This window comes from Kitasatospora azatica KCTC 9699 (genome assembly GCF_000744785.1).
GTDB classification, from domain to species: Bacteria; Actinomycetota; Actinomycetes; order Streptomycetales; family Streptomycetaceae; genus Kitasatospora; species Kitasatospora azatica.
Genome location: NZ_JQMO01000003.1, coordinates 2,796,295 through 2,815,672, shown reverse-complemented (window position 1 = coordinate 2,815,672; position 19,378 = coordinate 2,796,295). Strand labels below are relative to the sequence as shown.

Sequence of the window (19,378 nt, the reverse complement as noted above, 5' to 3'; positions counted from 1 at the left end):
AGCTACCGGCTGTGCGCGGCCTGTTGTGCGGTTACGGCTTGGCGGGCGAGTGCGGTGAGGTGGTGGTCGTCGGGCATCCGGTTGTCGACCAGGGTGGTGACGGCGTCTTCCCAGGAGAGGGCGGGGCGGTCGGCGTGGAGCTGGGCGAGGTGGGCTGAGCCGATGGCGGTGATCTGGTCGGTGTCGAGGCCGGCGAATACTGCTTGGACGAGCCGGTCCATGGGGAACATGGCGTCGATCGCCTCGCCGACGGCCGCGACGACACGGTGCTGCAGGCGCTGTTGGGCGGTGGACCACAGCTGGTTGTCGGGCGGTACGACCTTGCCGAGGGCTTGGTAGCGGGCGAGACCTTCCTCGATGTAGGCGATGAGCTCCGGGGAGGAGAAGGCGTTGAGTTCGACGCGCTGGTAGCGCCACTTGGCGGGCTCGCCGTTCGGGCGCCAGGCACAGGGCTTGCCCGTGAACCACTGACGGTCGGCGTCGGACAGGTGGGGCAGGATGCGAGCGGGCAGGGCGGCGTCGCGGGTGTCGGGCTCGGCCTCGAGTCCCTTGGCCTGGGCGTCGTCGACGGTCAGGCCGAGGTCGATGACCTTCACGCGGTGGTCGGGCATGCGGGTGGTCTCCTCCCCGAGGGTGCGGGCGATGTTGTAGCCGTAGGGGTCGGCGTCGTGTAGAACGAAGATCTGCACGTTGCCGGGGGGCATCTTGGCGAGCAATTCGCGGCACGCCTCGGTGCCGTAGCCCTCGTTGGTGATGACGGCCATGTCGTACTTCTCGGCGAGGCCCGCCTCGCGTACCGGCGGCCACAGGCCCGTCTTCTCGATGACGAGGATCTTGTTGTAGCTCCACTTCGGCGGGATGTACTGCTGGACCTCGCGGGTACCCAGCCGCACGTCCATCAGCCCGGTGGGGTCGTGGGGGTGGTGCAGGGTTCCACGCGGCTCGCGGTAGAGGCCCTGGATGGGTCCGTTCTGGCGTTCCCAGTCGGGGATCAGCGTCTGCTCGATGTAGGGGGCATTGAGCTTGGACCCGATGGGGAGGAGCTTCAGCGCGAGCGGCCGGATCTTGTAGAACAGGGTGTGGGCGGAGAAAGACAGACCCTCGGTGCCTCGAGCCTGGCTGATGGCCTCACGCATGACGGTGAACACAGCGTCCTTCTTGGACAGCTTCGGCGCGGTCAGGTTGGCGGTGCTGGCCTTGTACTCGCGCATCGCAGCCCGCTGCTCACGCCGGTCGGAGACCTGCTTGGAGCGCTGGTCCCGGGCCAGCACCTTCGTCGCGGAGGTGAGGGCCTTCGCACAGGCCGCGGCGACCTCGCCCGGGACGACGAGTGCGGTCTTGCCCTTGTCGGTGAACTGCGGTACCGGGCAGACCAGATGGACGATGGCGGCTCGACCCGACTGGTTGCCGAGGGTGGGGGCGGCGTCGGTCTGGGCGAGGAACGAGCGCACCCCGGTGCTGGTGACGTTGTCGCCGAGCAGCAGGGTCTGGGCGAGGGGGTCGCCGAAGGTCGCCGAGTAGTTCACGGCGAAGCACACGGCGCCGGGGCGCTCCGTGCGGGCAACCGCCACCTCGATGCTCCACGGGATCCCCGCCTTGTCGGTCAGCTGCTTGCGGGAGAACCATGCCTCCTCGACGCCGAACGCGTGGTCGAGGACGTGGGTGTAGTGGTCGCGGGGGACCTGGCCGAGGTAGGAGGGCGTGGGCGGCTTGCTGTGCTCCTTCATCGCCGCCAGGAGCACCGGGATCTGGTCTGGGTGCTCCTCGAAGCCGGACAGGTGCGTGATCTGGGGAACCTGCTCGGCGATCTTCTTGGCCTTGGCCGAGCCGGTCAGGCCCGCGAAGGTGTTGGCGAACGCCCGAACCGTCAGGTCCGTACCACCCGCGCGGTGCTCGCGGATGTGGGCGAAGACCAGCTTCGTCATTGCGGCCTCGTCGTAGTGGTGTGCGCTGGTCGGGTCGGTGGGCAGGGGCTTGCGCCACTTCTTGGGCGCGGTGGGCTCGTAAATTCCGGCCCTGTCTGCGCCGCCGGTCTGAGCGTGGTCAACGAAGCGCGCGTGCGGGTTGATGAGGGCGAACTTTTGCAGCCAGGCAGCCGCCTTCTCGGCCGTGACCTGCTCGGCCGGCACTGGCACGGTGACCGAGGTGCCGGTGGTGCGGTTGGAGGGGGCCTTCGTGTGGTGGGGGGCGACGTCGCCCGAGGGGTCGGCGGACACGGCGATTTCGTGGCGCACCCCCAGCGCCTCGACCACCACCGGCTCCGCGATGCCGAGCGCGTAGGGGATGCCGAGCAGGGTCTTGAACGCGTTGCCCTGCATTCCGCGGGTCGGCGAGCGCAGGCTCTCCTTGTCGGAGACGTTGCGGGTGAAGTCCAGGATCCGCTCGACCACCCCGCCCGCCATGCCGGGCCCGTTGTCCGTCACACAAACCCGCGCCACACCGTCGGCCCACGTCACGGCGAGGCCGATCTCGGGGCGGTTGCTCTCGGTCTCCGCCGCGTCGAGGGCATTGTCGAGCAGTTCCTTGATGACGACGTCGCCGAACCGCTCACGGGACTGTCCGGTCTGGGACTGCAGGGCCCGCCAATCCAGGAACTCCGCGGTGCGGGACGTCGAGAACACGGTGCGCTGCACGACCGGGATCGAACTCAAGAAGCTGTCTCCAAATGCTGATGAGGATGGTGGGTTGCCCCCGCCGCGTGGGCGGCGGGGGTGGAGAGGGCGGAAGAGCCTGCTTGGCCTCGTGGCTGCCAGCAGGGTGGACTTTGGGGGCGGGTGCAGCATGGTGTCGGCACCCGCCCACCGGGGTTGGTCACCGCGTGCGGCGCACCTGATCGGGTGCGGGCGGCGCCGGCGGCGGGGTGACCGCGGCGGCCGGTGAGCTGGTGGTGCGGTTGGTGGTGGAGCGGAACAGGGCCGCGCCGGTGCGACGTTCCTCCGTCGTGGCCTTCGGCGCGGGGGCCGGGAGGCCGCCATTGCGTCGGATGCGCCAGGTCAGCACGGCGGCGGGCGAGTCGGCGCTGGCCAACTCGCGCTGACCGGCGGCCTGGGCGATAAGGGCCTGCGGGTCGTGGCCTGCTTGTTCGGCTTCGGCCAGGGTGGCGGCAAGTGCCGCCCAGCCGTCCTCGGCGAGTACCCGGGCGGCCTGGTCGGCAGGCAGCGCCTGGCGGATCGCTGTCTCCTGCCGGTCGCGGATCGGCTCCGAGAGCTGGCGGCCTCGGGTGTCGAGCAGGGCGATCGGGCGCCCGGCGTGCCTGCCGTAGGCGGTACGCAGGTGCGCTGCCGCCGCGTGTGCGGCCTCGGCCTGGCGCTGGTTGCCTTGGGCGGCGTGCCACTTGGCGATGACGATCGCCAGCAGCACCAGACTGGACAGGACCGTGGCCGCGGCCGTGCCCTCGTCGCCGCTGCCGCCGGCCAGGCCGCCGTAGAGGAGTTCCCGGGCGGCGGAGCGCATCGCACGTACCTCGGTGCGGGCGGCGCGGGTGCGGGCGACGGCGGTGTACTCCAAGGCCCGAGCGGCCTGGTTGATCTCCTTTCGAGACAGGACGGGGCTGGTGAGCGCGAGGGTGTCGAGCATCTCGATGGCGCCGCTGACCACCGCGGCGATCTGACCGGCCTGGGGTTCGTCGTCGATGGTGCGTACGGCACGGTCGGTGGTGGTGCTGGCCCGGTACCGGACTGTGACCGACCGCCCCTGATCACCCGCGCGGCTGGGTGCGGGCTGGTTGACGCCGATGGCGAAGCGCTCGTGGATCTTGGGCAGGGTGAGGTCGGCGGCGAGCTTGCTGCCGGAGAACCACACCGGACCGCTCGGACCGCCGGTGGGTAGGGCGAACGTGTAGCCCTTGGCGTCGCCGGAGGGTAGGCGGCGGATCTCGAAGCGGATGCCCTGCACGGTGAGGCGTGCGAGGAACTCCTCCTCGGTGGCGGCGCCGGCCAGCGCCCGGCGGACACCTGTCCGCAGCCGGGCCCGCCCGGTCTCCTCCTGCCCCAGCCGCTCAGCCTTGCGCAGTTCTGGACTCTTGGCGCGCTTGGGGATCGCGGCCCGATACTCCGGGGTGCGAGTGTCGGACAGGTCCTTGAGTCGGTACTGCCTCTCGATCTCGGTGAGTTCGTCCTCGGCCCGGTACTGGTCGCCGCGCAGGCGGGCCTGGGTCAGGTCCGCGCGGATGGTGGTGGCGAGGATGTGGATGTGGTTGTCCCCGTGGTGCACGGCGATCCACCGGCAGCCGTCCGGATCGCCGTCGGGGGCGATTCCGGCGACGGCCACGATTCGGCGGGCGATGTCCGCCCACTCCTCGTCGCTCAGGTTCCGGTCGGAAGGGTCGGCGCGGACCATGCGGTGGTAGACGTGCTTCTTGACCGGCTGGCCGTAGCGGACGACGTGCAGGTCCAGGACGTCCCGCAGCTGGGCGAGGGTGGCCTCGGGGTCGCGGCCAGGGTCGGGTGCGAAGCCGTCCCAGGAGCCCACGAGGTGCGGGTCGGTGTGCTCGTTCACTCGCCCCGGACCGTACAGGTACTGCAGCGCCCCGAGCGTGTATTTGCCGGAGCGGGCAGTGGTGATCACCGGCGGCCGGCCTTCGCCACGCGCATCGCGGACGAGTCGACCTGGGCGGCGGCCCGGCGGGTCTCGACCATCAGCTCCCTGGCCTTCTTCAGGGTGACCTGCGCGGGGCCGTGGTCGATGCCGATCAGGGCGTTGAGCTGGAAGGCGATCTGGTTGACGTTGACGCCGACCCGGCCGACCTGGAACCGCGCGGCATCGAGCGCCTGCACGGACTGGTCCAGTTGCTCGTCGCGGGTCACCAGGCCGGCGCCGTCGACGGTCAGGGCCTGGCGCTCCAGGTAGTCGGCCACGTTCAGGCCCGCCGCCTGCGCGAGCCGCTTGATCTCCGCTGCCCGCTCCGCGGTGCAGCGAAAACCGAGCTTCTTCGTCTTGGGGTTCTCGTTGTCACGTCGGCGGCGCTTGGGACGGCGCGTGCTCGGACGCTCAGCGCGGTCAGCAGCTCGGGCGGGCGTGAACGGCTCGACGGCGGGTGTCTCCTCCTGCTTCGCCGCGCCCTCGCGGTGAAGCTCCGGTGCTGCCGCCCTCGGCAGCAACGGCACGTCCACGCCCCCCTGGGCGTGGACCCCCGCGTGCGTGGCCCCGTAGGGGCCCCGCACGCACTCGCTTGCTCCGCCTGAGACAGACGGGTGGTCAACTCCCTTGCGGTCCATGGAGCTTACAGCCTTCACAGGCTGGTCGGTCGAGGTACGGCGGGTGGCGCGCAGGGCGGGCTCCTGGTGCGTCTGGTGCGGAGGATGAGAGTGCCGGGATGCATCGGCGTGGGACTGTTCCGAAAGAGAACATGGGGTTTGGACCGTTCAGCGCGGTCGGCTTCCCTGGTCCCGGGCGAAGACCCGGGACCAGGGCGGGTGCCTCACCGGGACTAAGACTGGTGGGGCACCCGCACTGCACGGATCAGGCGCGAAGACCGCCTGCGGCGTCACGCTCGGCGCGCAGGATGTTGGCCACCTCGGTGACCCGGTCCTCGGACACAGTCAGATTCCGTGCACGGATCGCGTCCCTGACCACGTGCCGGGTCAGACGGCCCGCAACGGTCCAGCCTTCGCGGCCGATCGCGACAAGCTCTTCGGTCGGAGCGCCCGGCGGACGGCCCGCCGACCTGGCACCCTCAGACTGACCCGATTGACCGGAAATCCCCTGACCTGCGACTTCACCCGCGACACCGTCCACGCTGTCACCGGCACGGGCATGGTCCACACTGCCCGGATCGGCCTCGGGACTGCCGACAACCTCCTCGGACACAGCGGGGACCGGCGGCACGTCAAAGGCGCCAGCCGCTGGCTGGTCCGCTGACCACTGGGGCTCGGCTTGGTCCCCAGCGCGGGTGTGCTCAGCCGCAGCGCCGTCGGCCGGACCGTTGCCCGCTCCGTCCGGGGACCAGTGCACGAAAAGGTCCGCGGGGGCCGCACCCGCTTCCGCTGTGGCGGGACCGGCGTCCTCCGCCGACGCGGCGGCGTGCGTTTGGCGATCCATGTCGGCGAACGGCTCGACCAGGCTCTCCGGACGGTCGAGGCTGTCCGGGCCCTCGGCAGCCCGCTGCAGCCCGCCGCTCGTAGGAGGCACGGTGGCGAGGCTGTGGCGGGCGATGAGGATGTACAGGTGGACCGAGCCGCCGAGCGCGAGCGGGGCGAGCGTAGACAGCAGGCCGACGACGCTGTCGCCGAGCCGCAGTCCGCCACCCACCTCGGCGAGGTGGTTGAGGCGCACCGCGTGCAGCGCGTTGGCCCACACGCTGGCGCCGGTGGCGCCAGCGAAGAGGAGCCAGGCGTAGGCGCGCGCCGGCCACGGGGCTTCGCGCAGGACAAGCAGCGCGCGCACGCCGTAGGCGATGAACCCGTCGATGGTCAGCGGGAACATGTAGGTCAGCCAGCCACGCACGTGGATGGCGACGGCCATCTGCTGGAGCGCGTCGTAGGACAGGGCGAAGCCGATCGCGCCGAGCAGCGCGACCGCGAGGCGGTCCCAGACGGTGACCTGGGCGCGCGACGGACGGGCCGGGGATATGGACGCGGTGCTCAAGTGCTCGGGCAACCCGTCCAACCCGCCCTCGTCATGCCCAACAGGATGTCCGGGATAGGGGGCTGCGGCACGCTGGGATGGAAACGTACGCTGGGACACAACACTCCTCGCTCGGTGCCGCAGGCTGGCAGGCCGGCGGCGCCTTGGTAGATCGTTTTTGTGGGCGGTCGTCAGGGAGTTGTCGCGGCCTTCGGTGCTCCAACACCGAGGGCCGCTCCCGTAGGCGGGTGCGGTCAGGCCGCGCGGCCGACGGCGCGAGCCGTGGTGGCGCCCATGAGGTCGGCCAGCCGGGCGGCGCTGCGCGGGCTGATCGTCGTGCGGAAGCCGGCGCAGACCCGCTCCAGCGCTCGCGCGCGTTCCTCGTCCTGGCGGACGGAACGCTGCGTGCCGTCATCGGGCTTCGCGTCGGCGCCAGCGGGCTGGCACAGGGCGATCACTCGGCCACCGGCGGCGGGCGGGTCCGCCTCCGGGGTGTGTGCGGGCAGGGGCAAGCGAGTCTCCTCGCGACCGGGTGCGGTGCTGGCAGGCCCCATGTGCGCCGGGTCGCGGGTGTAGTGGGCGGTCGTCAGGTGGTCGAAGCCGCATCCCTGGTGCTCCAACACCAGGCCCGCGGGACAGTGGGGCGCGCCGACGCTGGCAGGCGGTCGGCCGCTCCTCAACGGTTACGACATGTCAGAACTCCTCGCTTCAGGGCAGGCGGGTGCATCCGGCGAAGGCAAGGTGCCTGCGCCGTACGTAGGTGACCACGAAAGGGCCGGTTTGGTGCGGCCGGAATCCGGTGATAAGGGCGCGTCATCGCGCGCGGTGGAGGGTGTGGGGGCATGGGAGAGGGACGTGGGTCAGCTGCGGGGATACGAATACACAACCATCGCCCATATCTCCCGTGCAAGGATTTCAGCGAAATAGGCCGAAGATTCCTCGCACTGACCGCGCGCTCTCGCTCCAGCAGGCCAATGGGTGGCTCGGACAGACTGCCGTCGAGGCAGGCCAAGGACAGTGCTGATCTGCGGCGTTCCGACCCTAGGCTCGCCAGACCAGACAACGACCGATGCCATTTCTCCTATCGGCGAGCCGTTCCCGCGACAAAGGCAGCTATCCCGGCCACCGCGCGCCACGAATCCATGGGACTTCCCCATCGCATTCCCCCTCTCTGGCCAATGCGCCGGCGGCAGTCGGTTAGCGAGCCTTTCTGGCCCCGCCGCACACCATCATCCCGATCGAGCGGCCGTTTTAAAACGGCCGACCCTCGTGGTAATGCACGCACGCACGCCATTCCCTCCACGACTCCCTCAGCAGACAGGCCCGGTATCGGCGCCCGAGACCACTGTCGCCGCTGCGCGGCCGAACGCGTCCGGCCGACATCGTGGTATGGGCACGCTTCGCGGGCTCAGAGAGGGTTCTGCTCGATGCTGATCCGGTCCCAGTCCATGTACCGGCCGTACTTCGAGGGCTCGTCGATCACCACGCCGGAGAAGAGGAACCGCAACACCGCGTTGCGCCGCTCGTCCGTCATCTCCTTGGCGGACCAAGCCTGTCGGGCGCCCGTGCCCGTGAGACCGTCGAGCAGGACCATCGGGCGTACGACGACCCTGCGTTGAGCCTTGTCGATGCGCGCCTGGATCTCCTTGCGCATCTTCCGGAACTCCGCTGTCGTGATCTCCTTGGCGGTCCACATCTCGTTCAGCTCGGCGAGCTGCTGCTGGTCGGCCTCCAGAGCCTCGGACACGCTCTCCGACAGGTTGCTCGCGGCCAGCCGTCCATCCACCCGGAGCTTCCCGAGAAGGTCGATGGCGGCGTCCCGCACGAAGCCCTCCAGCGACTCGGCCCTGATCGACCGGACGCACTTCTGCTCGCCGTTCCGGTTCCGCCGGTTGCACTGGTAGGCCGGGCCGGTCTGCTTGGCGGTGCCGGACATCAGCGTGCCGCAGCGTGAGCACATGACGAGGCCGCGCAGCAGGTAGAACCGCTGCGGCGCGTTGCTCCGGCTCTCCTGGTGTGCCGCCGCGCGGTACTCGCGCCGCGTCTTGGTCTCCTCCCAGGTACCGGGGTCGATGATGGCGGGCCAGGTGCCCGGACCGACTTCCTCCCCCTGGTGCATGCGGATGCCGGCGACGTGCCGAGAGTCGAGGAGCGCTCGTACGGTGCCCGCGTTCCACTCCTTGCCGTTGGCCGTCGTGATTCCGCGCTGGTGCAGGTCACGCGCGATCGGCGAGGGGCCCTCGCCCTTGAGGTAGCGGTCGAACACCTCACGGACGATCTCAGCCTCCTCCTCGACGATCGTCATCCCGCCTGAGGCGTAGCCGAAGCGCCGGACGCCGCCCTGCGGCTTCCCTTCCTGGGCACGATCCTTCATCGCCGACTTCAGCCGCCGCGACGTGTCGTCGGACGAGCGACAGGCGTGCGCGACCTCGATGCGCAGGATGAACCGGTCGTCAGGGTCGGAGAGGTCGCGCCGGTTCGCCTCCCCGTGCAAGGTGATCGCCTGGTCGTCCGAGACCTGGAGCAGCTCCTCCAGATCCCGTGGCTGCCGCATCAGCCGGTCCGGGTGGTAGGCGATGATGTGCTGGAAGCTCCGGTTCCGGGCCTCGTCCAGCAGCTGGTCCCAGCCCGGCCGCTTGCGCCTCCGGCTCCAGGCCGAGCGGCTGTTGTCCACGTAGATGTGCTCGGGGCTGATCACGAGCCCACGACGCTCGGCGACCTCGCGGCAGATCCGCTCCTGGCGGTCCACACCGGTCTGGTCGTCGTCGTCCGCCTGGGATATTCGGCAGTAGATGGCCGCCGGTTGTCCGGCGGTGGAGGTTCGCAGGTCAGGGCTGGTTCGTCGCACGCGAATGAGTGTACGAACAAGGAGTGGCCTGGGTCACCGCCGCCCCCGAGCTGGTCGCCGCCGTCCGCACCGCCAAGCAGTACCTCACCTACGTCAGCGCCGGCCCCTTCCAGTACGCCGTCGCCGAGGCCCTGCGCCTCCCCGACAGCTACTTCGCCGACTTCCGCGCCGACCTGCTCCGCAAGCGCAACCTGCTCGCCGACGGACTCACGGCCGCCGGCTTCCAGGTCTTCACCCCCGAGGGCACGTACTTCATCACCACCGACATCACCCCCCTCGGCGAAAAGGACGGCATCGAGTTCTGCCGCACCCTCCCCGAGCGCTGCGGAGTCGTCGCCATCCCCAACGTCGTCTTCTACGACAACACCGACGCCGGCCGCTCCCTTGTCCGCTTCACCTTCTGCAAACGCGATGAAGTACTAGCCGAAGCGGTAGCGCGGCTCCGGCAGCTCTGACGCTACAGGTCGGCCAGACAACGCTTCCGCATCGGAGCTACTACTCCGGCTGCAGTACGACCCCGTCACCCATCACACCGCCCCCGACGAACGACGCCATCACCGAAGCCCAGTCCTCGGCCTCGGCTGACCGATACCTGTGGTCGCGTGTAGGTGCTCGGCAGAACCGTAATGTCCTATCCGGTGGCAGCCAAGCCTCCAACGTTCAGGCCGACGGTCTTCGCCGTGCGGAGGGCGGCTCGGGCTCGTGCGGCGCCGCCGGTGGTTGCGGCTTCGCCGCCGCCGACTGCCACCGCTCTCGGCGCGGCGCCCTCGCACGGGCGGCAGCGGCCGGGGCGGGGGATCGGGTCGTGGCAGGCGGTGCACTCGGTGTAGCGCGGGCTCGGGGGCGGGTCGTTCCTGTGCGCTGGTGGGAGTTTGCGTTCCAGGCGGTAGCGGAGCAGGGCTGCCGGGGAGTGCATCGTGGGCGGCAAGCCTGGCAGCAGGGCTTGGGCCAGGTCTACGGCCGTCCGCCCGCGCTCCAGCCAGCGGGCGACCAGTGGCGCCAGCTCTCTCGCCTCGGCCTCGCCGAGGCGTAGGCGGGGCTCGGGGCGGATCGCTCGGAAGAGTGTGGCGACGGCCGCCCGGACATCTTCTGGCGGGTCGTCAACTTCTGGGCCGGGGAGGGTGGGTTCTTGTTCCTGGTTCTTTAGTAGGGGGACGACAGCGGGACCGGGGTTCGTCTCACCGGGAACCGGACGGGGGACACTCGGCTCCACCAGCTGCGGAGTGTCGAACACTTGGGCCTCACTGCGGATCGTGCCGTCCGGCATCCGCCGCTTCACGACGCGGTAGTACCCGGCTTCGGTGAGTTCTTTGAGGGCCTTGCGGATGGCTCCACGTCCCTGCGGGCTGGAGTCGGCCATCGTCCGGCCGTCGTCGCGCCAGCCGTCGGGGCGGGAGAGCAGGTCGGCCAACAGGCCTCGGGCGGTGTAGCTGAGCCGACGGTCCTGCAACAGGCCGTTGGGCAGGACGGTGAAACTGCGCGCGTGAGCGCTACGCTGGATTCGCATTGGAGGTTCGACTCCCGTGCCGGGCCCCGGGGTGTTGGCGCACCGCCGGGGTCAATCATGTCCCGCAGGCTTTACGGAACGTGGCTGAGATGCTACGCGAAGTCAGCACGTGCGCTGACCAGACGTCAACTCCACTCTCAGCCGAATGTCCTGATTCTGTGACAGTCACTGCCACCCTGCGACACCAGCTCCCCTCCACAGCGTCAGACGGTTCGTAGCGACAGTCGGCACACAGGGGGAGATCGCCATGCGATCCACACGGATACGGACCACGGGGACGGCACTGCTGGTGGGCGGCGCACTGCTGCTCGCAACGGCCTGCAGCAGTGCGGGCAGCGGCGGCGGCGGCGAGAAGAAGGCGGACGCGGGCAGCACCTCGGCTGCCGCGTCAGCTGCCCCGTCAGCCGCCGCGCCGGCCGCTCCCAAGGCCTCCGCTGCCGTCCTCACCGTGCAGCCGCAGGACGGGGCGCAGAACGTGGCGCCCAGCGGCGCGCTCAAGGTGTCGGTGAGCAACGGCAAGTTGACGCAGGTGACGGTGGCCGGGCCGGACGGCAAGGCGGTGGACGGGGCGGTTGCCGCCGACGGGAGTTGGGTGCCCTCGGGCGGCCTCACCGTGGGGAAGCAGTACCGGGTGAGCGCGCGGGCCGTCGACGCCGACGGCGTGGCCACCAGCACCAGTACCAGTTTCAGCACGCTCACCCCGGCGCACACGGCGCACGTGGTGGACAACCTGGGCGACAAGCAGACCTACGGCGTCGGCATGATCATCAGCGTCGAGTTCACGCAGCCGGTCAGCAACAAGAAGGCGGTGGAGCAGGCGATCGCCGTGCAGGCCTCGGACGACACCCAGGTCAAGGGTCACTGGTTCGGGGACAAGCGGCTGGACCTGCGCCCGGAGAACTACTGGAAGCCGGGCACCACGGTGACCGTGCACCGCCGCACCACCGGGGTGGAGCTCTCCCCCGGGGTCTACGGCGACTCCGACCTGGACGAGTCCTTCACCGTCGGCCGTTCCAAGATCAGCACGGCGGACGCCGCTACGCACCGGATGACCGTCGTCAAGGACGGCGCCGCGCCGCAGGTGATCGCCATCACCGCGGGCGACAACCTCAACCCCTCGTGGAACGGCACCATGGTGGTCTTCGAGAGGAAGCGGATGGAGCACATGGACTCCACCACCACCGACATCAAGGGCGCCGGCTACACCGCCGACGAGCCGCACGCGCTGAAGATCACCACGACCGGCTCCTACGTGCACGGCAACCCCAAGGCCGTCACCTTCGCCGGACACGAGAACATCAGCCACGGCTGCATCGGCCTGCCCGACACCCCGGAGGGCGACGACAGCTCCGTGGCCGGGAAGTTCTACGCCGACTCGATGATCGGCGACGTGGTGATCGTCAAGAACTCGGTGGGCGAGAAGGTCCATCCGGACAACGGGCTGAGCGGCTGGAGCCTGCCCTGGTCAGCCTGGTAGCAACACTGGTAGAACGCAGCTCGTGACAACTGCGGATGACAGAGACGACGAGGTCCTGGAGCACGAGGTCCTCACCGAGGCGCTCGGCGCGCTGGCCGGACCCGGCAGCCGGGGCGCCCGGTTCGCCGCCCGGTTCCTGCACAAGGACGTCCGCGAGGTCGAGCTGCGGCTCCCCCTCCCGTTCGAGCACGCCCTCGCCCTGGTCGGCGCGCTGCTCGACCGGGAGGGTCCCGAGCTGCACCCGAGGCGCCCCGAACCCGACCCGGACCGGCGGACCTTCCGGGTGCTCACCCGTGGCGGGGTCGGCGGGATGAACCCCGTGCTGGTCACCGTCCGTGCCGTGCGCGGCGGTTCGGACGCCACCGAGGTGCGGCTGCGCTGCGCCGCCTTCGAGGGGCTGTTCAAGCAGCGCTCCGCGCAGAAGGCCGTCGACCGCCTGGCCGGCCTGCTCACCGCCTGAGCAACAGCGCATGAGCAACACCCGTCTGAGCAACGGCGCCTGAGAGAAGCTGACGCTAGCGCGCGACGCCCGGCTCCGGGCGGCCCTTCCACTCCCCGGAGCCGAGCGGCAGGAAGCCCTTGCCGCCGCAGTCGCCGCAGGTCTGCGGCACGAAACCGGTGCCGGTCAGCAGGCAGTCGGAGCCGTCCCGGTGCACGTGCGGCCGGGCGCCGCCGCGTACCCGGGTGCGGGTGCCGTCGTCGCAGCAGGGACACGGCATCCGGAACTTCACGTACTCGGCCCCCGGCCGGTGCTGTGCCTCGTCCTCGCTCATACCCGTTGTCATTTCCCTCGCTCGGGATGTCACACTCCGGCCCCCTGTGCTGCTCTCAGATTGCGACACTTCAGGAGGTCAGGATGTCCGACAGCGCGACGCGGGAGTTCACCGAGCATCGGGAGCTGCTGTTCTCCGTCGTCTACAGCATGCTCGGCAGCGTCGCGGACACCGAGGACGTGCTCCAGGAGACCTGGGTGGCCTGGGCGCCCAGGGCCGAGCAGGGCGAAATCGCGCACCCGCGCGCCTACCTGGTGCGGATCGCCGTCAACAAGGCGCTGGCCCGCCAGGAGGTGATTCGGCGGCGGCGCGAGACCTACGTCGGGCCCTGGCTGCCCGAGCCGCTGGTCACCACCGAGGAGCCGGACACCGAGGCGGTGTCGATGGCGCTGATGGTGGTGCTGGAGACGCTGACGCCGCTGGAACGCGCGGTCTTCATCCTGCACGAGGTGTTCGGCTACAGCCATCCCGAGACCGCCCAGATCCTCGGCCGCAGCCCGGCCTCGGTGCGTCAACTCGCGCACCGCGCACGGGAGCACGTCCAGGCCCGGCGGCCCCGCTACCGGGTCGACCCGCGGCTGCGGCACCAGGTGACCGAGCGCTTCGCGGCCGCCGTGGGCGGCGGCGACCTGGACGCGCTGCTTCGGCTGCTGGCCCCGGACGTGACCATGTGGGCCGACGGCGGCGGCAAGGCGACGGACGCCGGGCCGCGCCCGGTGCACGGCCGCGACCAGGTCGCCCAGCTGCTGGCCACCCGTGGCGAGCAGCAGGCCGGTCGGCCCGGCGGCGGGCTCGAGGTGCGCTACCGGCTGGTCAACGGCGACCCCTCGGCGCTGCTCTATCGCGGCGAGCGGCTGTTCGGCGTGCTGGTCCTGGACCTGACCCCGGACGACGGGCAGGTCTGCGGCATCTACTTCCTCACCAACCCCGACAAGTTCGCGCACCTCAGCGCACAGGAGTGATGACCATGAAGCTCACCGTCGTCGCCGCCACCGGCGGCATCGGCCGCCAACTGCTGGAGCAGGCCCTCGCGGCCGGCCACGACGTGACGGCTGTCGTACGCAACCCCGCCAAACTGCCGCCCGGCGTGCGCAGCGTCACCGCCGACCTGGCCGCACCCGACCCGGCCGCGCTGGCCACCGCCGTCACCGGAGCGGACGCCGTGCTGTCCGGCCTCGGCGCCCGCACCACGGCCGACACCGGCGTGGCCACCCGGGGCACCCGGGCGCTGGTCGAGGCGATGGGGGCCACCGGGACCCGTCGGCTGATCGTGGTCAGCGCCGCTCCGATCGGCACCGTCGCCTCGCCGGCCCGGCCCAACCCGCCCAAGCACGACCCGGGCGACGGGTTCGTGATGCGCCACCTGCTCAGCCCGATGGTCCGCCGGATCCTGCGCCGGCACTACGCCGACCTGGCGGAGATGGAGGACGTGCTGCGCGCCTCCACCGTGGACTGGACGATCGTCCGCCCGCCCCGCCTCACCGACAAGCCGCTCACCGGCCGCTACCGCACCGCCGTCGACCGCAACCTGCGCGGCGGCAGCACGATCCCGCGCGCCGATGTCGCCCACTACATGCTGCGCGCCGCCGGCGAGCCGGCGAGCATCACGCAGACGATCGGGATCGCGACCTGACGATCCCCCTCCCCGTCCCCCGCCCCCGCCGCTGAAACCTGAAACCTGAAGCCTGAAACCCGAAGCCTGAAACCACAGCGGACCATCCACAGTTCAGTCACAACGGATGGTTGTCGCGAGGACACCGAGCGGTTGTTTCCCCGTCACCCCCGGTGGGGCCAAGATGACTCTGGCGATTCGTCAGACCACGTACGGCCAGCGGCGCTTCGGCGTCCCAAGGGGGAGTTCATGGTGTCCATCGGCTCACTGCTGCCACGCCCGGTGGCGTTCTGGCTGCTCACCTGCGTGCTGGGTCTGCTGCTCTTCGCCTCGGCCGCGCCCTCCCCGCTCTATGTGCTCTACCAGCAGACCTGGCACTTCTCCCCGCTGGTGCTCACCGCCGTCTACGCCGCCAACGCGCTCGCGCTGCTGGTCACGCTGCTCTTCGTCGGTTCGCTCTCCGACCACCTGGGGCGCCGGCCGGTGCTGCTGGCCGCGGTGGCGGTGGAGTTGGCCTCGATGGTGGTGTTCGCCGAGGCGCGCGGCCTGGCCTGGCTGTTCGTCGGGCGGATCGTGCAGGGCATCGCCACCGGCGCGGCCACCGGGGCGCTCAGCGCCACACTGATCGACCTGCAGCCGGTCGGCAGCCGGCTCGGCGCGCTGATGACCAACGTGGCCTCGGCGGGCGGTCTGGCGATCGGCGCGCTCTCCACCGGACTGCTGGTGGAGTACGGCCCGGCGCCGACCAGGCTGGTGTACTGGCTGCTGGTGACCGCCTTCACGGCGGCGCTGCCGCTGCTCGCCGTACTGCCGGAGACGGTGACCCCGGACGGTGCCTGGCTGCGCTCGCTGCGGCCCGAGGTGGCGGTACCGGCGGTGGTGCGCGGCGCGTTCGCGGCGCTGCTGCCCTCGATCGTGGCGACCTGGGCGCTGGCGGGGCTCTACCTGTCGCTGGGCGGTTCGCTGGTCCGCTCGGTGCTGCACCTGCACAGCCACCTGGCGGGCGGGCTGGTGATCGTGGCGCTGCAGGGCACCTCGGCGTTGGTGGCGGTGGCGGCCAGGGACTGGACGGTACGGCGCTCGCTGCTGGTCGGTCCGGTGGCGCTGATCGCGGGGGTGGCGCTGGCGCTGATCGCGCTGCGGACCGGCTCGGCGGTGCTCTTCTTCGTGGCCAGCGCGCTGGCGGGGGTCGGCTTCGGGCCGTCCTTCTCGGGGGCGCTGCGCACCCTGACCACCCTGGCGCCGGCCGACCGGCGGGCCGAAGTGGTCACGGCCGTCTATGTGTTGTCGTACCTGGCGCTGAGCCTGCCGGCGGTGGCGGCCGGTCTGGCGGTCTCGCACTTCGGGCTGACCGGCACGGCGACCTGGTACGGGGCGGCGGTCTGCCTGCTGGAGGCGCTCGCCCTGGGCGGGACGCTGCTGCGCCGGGCTCCCGCAGCGGCCGCCGCCACCGCCGCTGCCACCGGCACCGTGCCCGCCCCCGGGGCCGTGGCGCCCTGCCCGCGCGCACTCGCCGCCCAGGCGCACTGAACCTCCAGACGCACCGAACCGTCCAGGCACGCTGAACTGTCCGGACGCACCGAACCACCGCTGCGCGGCGCGCACCGCCCCCGGCGCGCCGCGCAGCCCGCGCGCACGCGCTCCTCCGGCGTGAGTGCGTCTCGCACGGCGTGCGATCCAGCTCAGGGGGCGCGCAGCGACCAATCTCGTTCACCTGGCCGGTCACACCCGACCAGGCACTACGCCCAGAACGGTGAATGTGCAACAAGAATGGGTAAATCCCTGACGGACCCGGAGAATTCGTGCTTCTCTGCTGCTGAATCTCCAGCCGGAATCCTTCCTTCCACGGTCGGCCGCGTCCTGGACCGCACAGCCACGAACCACCTCGCCTTCGGCCGAGTCGGACGCTGCACGGCGGGCGCGTACGGAGCTGAAATGCGGAGCCCAGCATGCTCACCACACTGCAGACCTCCTATACCGACACCCGCGCCGGCGACCTGGCCTGGTGTCTCGGCGGCGGGCCGCTGCCCGCGCTGGCGGTGCGCGACCTGCCGCTGCCGGGTACGGACGACGCGGCCCTGGCCGACCCGGCCCGGACCGCCGCCAGCATCACCGCCGCCCACGGCAGCGCCGGCGGGCACCGCGCCCCGGAGCGCAGCAGCGTCGCGAGCGGCAGCGCGAGCACGGCCGGCACCCTGCAGCTGCGTCTGCTGGGCGCCTCGCACCAGGTGGTGATCACGGCCGGGCCCGGCGAGTGCCTGGAGACGGTGGCCTGCATGCCCGGGCGGCGGACCCCGCTGCCGGCCCGGGTCGCCGAGCAAGTCGCCGGGTGGGAGTACGAGTTCGCGGCCCGGATCGAGTCGCTTCCGCCGCATGTCTTCGCGGCCCGGGCGCAGGAGATCCTGGCCCTGGTGGACGAGCATCCGCGCGGCCTGGCCGGGGTCTTCCCCGGCGACCCGAGCGCCTTCACCGCGCTGGTCGCCCAGGGCAGCGCGGAACGGGTGCTGTGGCGGACCTGGCACGCCTATCCGCAGGAGGGGCGGCTGGTCTGCACCCGTTCCTCGCTGGTGGTGCGCGCCCCGGCGGCGGCCGCGCCCTGGCCGGGCGCCCGGTGCGCGATGGCCCGCCCGACCGTGCCCTGACTTCCCCACCGTCCGAACACCATGACGATTAGTCAACTCAAACCGACGCGCTATCCCTCGGACGGGTACAACTATTTGCGGCACCGGTCGCCTAGCGTTTCTGCGTGATCAACCAGCCGACGGGCCCACCCACCGAGCCGGGCCTCGACCGCGACGGACCTCGCCAGCCAGCCCGGCAGGGGGTGCCCCCTGCCGGGCCCGCGCGGGACCGGCAGGTGCGGGACCGGGTCCGGCGCCGGGTGCGCGCATATACCCCGGACAGACGCGGCCGAACGGTGCGACCGAGAGCCACCCGCCGCCCCCCGCGCCCGGCACGCCGCCCCCGGAAGGCCCGCTTCCTGGTCCTGCTGGCGGCCTTCGTCTGCGCCGCCTGCGGACTGGTCTACGAGCTGGAGCTGGTCGCCCTCGGCGGCTACCTGCTCGGCGACTCGGTCACCCAGACCTCGGTGGTGCTCTCCGTGATGGTCTTCGCGATGGGCCTGGGCTCCCTGGCCGCCAAGCGCTTCACGCACCGCCCGGCCGTCTCCTTCGCCCTGGTCGAGTGCGCCCTGGCGGTGGTCGGCGGCCTCTCGGTGCTGGTCCTCTACGCCAGCTGGGCCTGGCTCGGCCGCCTCCAGCCGGCCGTGCTCGCGCAGCTCGCCATGGTCGCGCTGACCTTCCTGATCGGGGTGCTGATCGGCGCCGAGATCCCGCTGCTGATGACCCTGATACAGCGGATCCGCCGGGAGGAGGCCGGCCGGGCCGCCGCCGACCTGTTCGCCGCCGACTACGTCGGAGCGCTGATCGGTGGCCTGGCCTTCCCGTTCCTGCTGCTGCCCGCGCTCGGCCAGGCCACCGGCGCGCTGCTGACCGGCGCGGTCAACGCGGTGGCCGGCGCGGCCGTGGTGCTCTGGCTGTTCCGCGAGGAGCCGGGTCCGCGGGCCCGGCTGCTGCTGTGGACCGGCTGCGGCGTGGTCCTGGCCGCCCTCGCGGTCGCCGCCGCCTGCACCGGCGCGATCGAGCGGGCCGCCCGGCACGCCCTCTACGGCTCGGCGCCCCGGCAGGCGGTGCAGAGCCGGTACGGCGAGATCGTGCTGACCGGCGACGGACCCCCCTCGCCCGCCGCCCGGCCGGCCGACCGGGTGCCCGAGCAGCACGCCGAGCCGCTGCGCCTCTACCTGGCGGGCCGGCTGGCCGCCTGTGGCAGCGACGAGTACCGCTACCACGAGGCGCTGGTCCACCCGGCGCTGGCCGGCGGCGCCGACACCCGGGTGCTGCTGCTCGGCGGCGGCGACGGGCTGGCGCTGCGCGAGGTGCTGCGGCACCGCAGGGTGACCGAGGTGCTGGTGGTCACCCTGGACCCGGCGCTGCCCGCGCTGGCCCGCACCGACCCCGCGCTGGCCGCGCTCGACGAGCACTCCTTCGCCGACCCCCGGGTGCGGGTGGTCACCGCCGACCCGCTGACCTGGCTGCGCGAGGACACCGGGACCGAGCGCTTCGACGCGGTGCTCGCCGACCTGCCGGCCCCCGAGCGGGCCGCCCGCAGCGAGTACCACGCCGCCGAGTTCTACGGACTGGCCGCCGCCCGACTGGCCACCGCCGGACGCCTGGCGGTACCGGCCCCCGCCGGCCCGGGCCTGTGGACGGTGGAGGCGGGTCTGCGGGCGGCGGGCCTGTGGACGGTGCCGTTCCCGGTGCCGGGCCGCGGACCGGCCTGCGATCCGGCGGGCAGCGGCGACCGGGCAGCGGTGCTGCTGGCGGCCCGCGACAGCCGGCCGGCGCCGGCGCTGGCCGCCGATGCGCCGGCGCCGCGCTCGCTGACCGTCCCGGCGCTCGGCGCGGCGGCCGAGGAGCTGGCCACCCACCGCCCCGAGCCGCTGCCACCCCCGAGCACCCTGCTGGAGCCGCGCTGAGCACCGCTGCCGCACCTGTACCGCACCGCCGCACCCGCTGTCGCCCCGGCGCTGTCGCGGTGC

At 71.7% G+C, this 19,378-nt stretch carries 15 protein-coding genes and 1 pseudogene; 8 read left to right on the top strand and 8 right to left on the bottom strand.

The genetic code is table 11. The annotated features are described in order from the left end of the window. Positions 1-2 precede the first annotated feature (2 nt). The 6 genes from BR98_RS23225 to BR98_RS23200 form a co-directional block, all read right to left on the bottom strand. Complete coding sequence (locus BR98_RS23225) at positions 3-2,651, bottom strand: ATP-binding protein (protein WP_051970096.1); 2,649 nt, start codon at positions 2,649-2,651, stop codon at positions 3-5. Between the two features lie 160 nt (positions 2,652-2,811). Beyond that, positions 2,812-4,566 carry a relaxase/mobilization nuclease domain-containing protein gene (locus tag BR98_RS23220; RefSeq protein WP_051970095.1) on the bottom strand — a complete coding sequence of 585 codons (1,755 nt, stop codon included), beginning with the start codon at positions 4,564-4,566 and terminating at the stop codon, positions 2,812-2,814. Then, positions 4,563-5,162: a plasmid mobilization protein gene (locus tag BR98_RS36575; RefSeq protein ID WP_157537897.1), complete on the bottom strand. Its 600-nt coding sequence runs from the start codon at positions 5,160-5,162 to the stop codon at positions 4,563-4,565. Before BR98_RS36575 ends, BR98_RS23220 begins: the two co-directional genes overlap by 4 nt. A gap of 298 nt (positions 5,163-5,460) precedes the next feature. Next, positions 5,461-6,585, bottom strand: coding sequence for a DUF2637 domain-containing protein (locus BR98_RS23210; RefSeq protein WP_035853542.1), 1,125 nt, complete (start codon positions 6,583-6,585; stop codon positions 5,461-5,463). 233 nt (positions 6,586-6,818) lie between these two features. After that, positions 6,819-7,076, bottom strand: a complete 258-nt coding sequence (locus tag BR98_RS23205; protein ID WP_035847304.1) for a hypothetical protein — start codon at positions 7,074-7,076, stop codon at positions 6,819-6,821. Positions 7,077-7,972: 896 nt separating this feature from the next. After that, positions 7,973-9,412 carry a recombinase family protein gene (locus BR98_RS23200; RefSeq protein ID WP_051970092.1) on the bottom strand — a complete coding sequence of 480 codons (1,440 nt, stop codon included), beginning with the start codon at positions 9,410-9,412 and terminating at the stop codon, positions 7,973-7,975. Between the two features lie 23 nt (positions 9,413-9,435). On the opposite strand from BR98_RS23200, the pseudogene BR98_RS23195 reads away from it, so the two are divergent. Next, positions 9,436-9,867, top strand: a pseudogene (locus tag BR98_RS23195) (aminotransferase class I/II-fold pyridoxal phosphate-dependent enzyme); the annotation flags it as partial. Between the two features lie 176 nt (positions 9,868-10,043). Here BR98_RS23195 and BR98_RS36570 read toward each other — a convergent pair. Continuing rightward, positions 10,044-10,919 carry a helix-turn-helix domain-containing protein gene (locus tag BR98_RS36570; protein WP_051970091.1) on the bottom strand — a complete coding sequence of 292 codons (876 nt, stop codon included), beginning with the start codon at positions 10,917-10,919 and terminating at the stop codon, positions 10,044-10,046. Between the two features lie 247 nt (positions 10,920-11,166). On the opposite strand from BR98_RS36570, the gene BR98_RS23185 reads away from it, so the two are divergent. Both BR98_RS23185 and BR98_RS23180 read left to right on the top strand, forming a co-directional pair. Then, positions 11,167-12,396: a L,D-transpeptidase gene (locus BR98_RS23185; protein WP_051970090.1), complete on the top strand. Its 1,230-nt coding sequence runs from the start codon at positions 11,167-11,169 to the stop codon at positions 12,394-12,396. A 22-nt stretch (positions 12,397-12,418) separates the two neighbouring features. Then, a complete protein-coding gene (locus BR98_RS23180; RefSeq protein WP_035847302.1) occupies positions 12,419-12,856 on the top strand; it encodes a hypothetical protein in 438 nt (145 codons plus the stop codon). Between the two features lie 55 nt (positions 12,857-12,911). On the opposite strand, the gene BR98_RS23175 is transcribed toward BR98_RS23180, so the two are convergent. Further along, positions 12,912-13,169, bottom strand: a complete 258-nt coding sequence (locus BR98_RS23175) for a hypothetical protein (protein ID WP_035847301.1) — start codon at positions 13,167-13,169, stop codon at positions 12,912-12,914. An 83-nt stretch (positions 13,170-13,252) separates the two neighbouring features. On the opposite strand from BR98_RS23175, the gene sigJ reads away from it, so the two are divergent. The 5 genes from sigJ to BR98_RS23150 all read left to right on the top strand — a co-directional run bounded on the left by sigJ (position 13,253) and on the right by BR98_RS23150 (position 19,315). Then, positions 13,253-14,131: an RNA polymerase sigma factor SigJ gene (gene sigJ / locus BR98_RS23170; RefSeq protein ID WP_035847300.1), complete on the top strand. Its 879-nt coding sequence runs from the start codon at positions 13,253-13,255 to the stop codon at positions 14,129-14,131. Positions 14,132-14,136: 5 nt separating this feature from the next. Next, positions 14,137-14,802, top strand: coding sequence for an NAD(P)-dependent oxidoreductase (locus BR98_RS23165; protein ID WP_035853533.1), 666 nt, complete (start codon positions 14,137-14,139; stop codon positions 14,800-14,802). Between the two features lie 228 nt (positions 14,803-15,030). Continuing rightward, positions 15,031-16,311, top strand: a complete 1,281-nt coding sequence (locus tag BR98_RS23160) for an MFS transporter (protein WP_063774831.1) — start codon at positions 15,031-15,033, stop codon at positions 16,309-16,311. Between the two features lie 419 nt (positions 16,312-16,730). Then, complete coding sequence (locus BR98_RS23155) at positions 16,731-17,423, top strand: DUF2617 family protein (protein ID WP_035847299.1); 693 nt, start codon at positions 16,731-16,733, stop codon at positions 17,421-17,423. A 275-nt stretch (positions 17,424-17,698) separates the two neighbouring features. Then, positions 17,699-19,315 (top strand): polyamine aminopropyltransferase, encoded by a 1,617-nt coding sequence (locus tag BR98_RS23150; protein ID WP_035847298.1) that lies wholly within the window; start codon positions 17,699-17,701, stop codon positions 19,313-19,315. Positions 19,316-19,378: the final 63 nt, after the last annotated feature.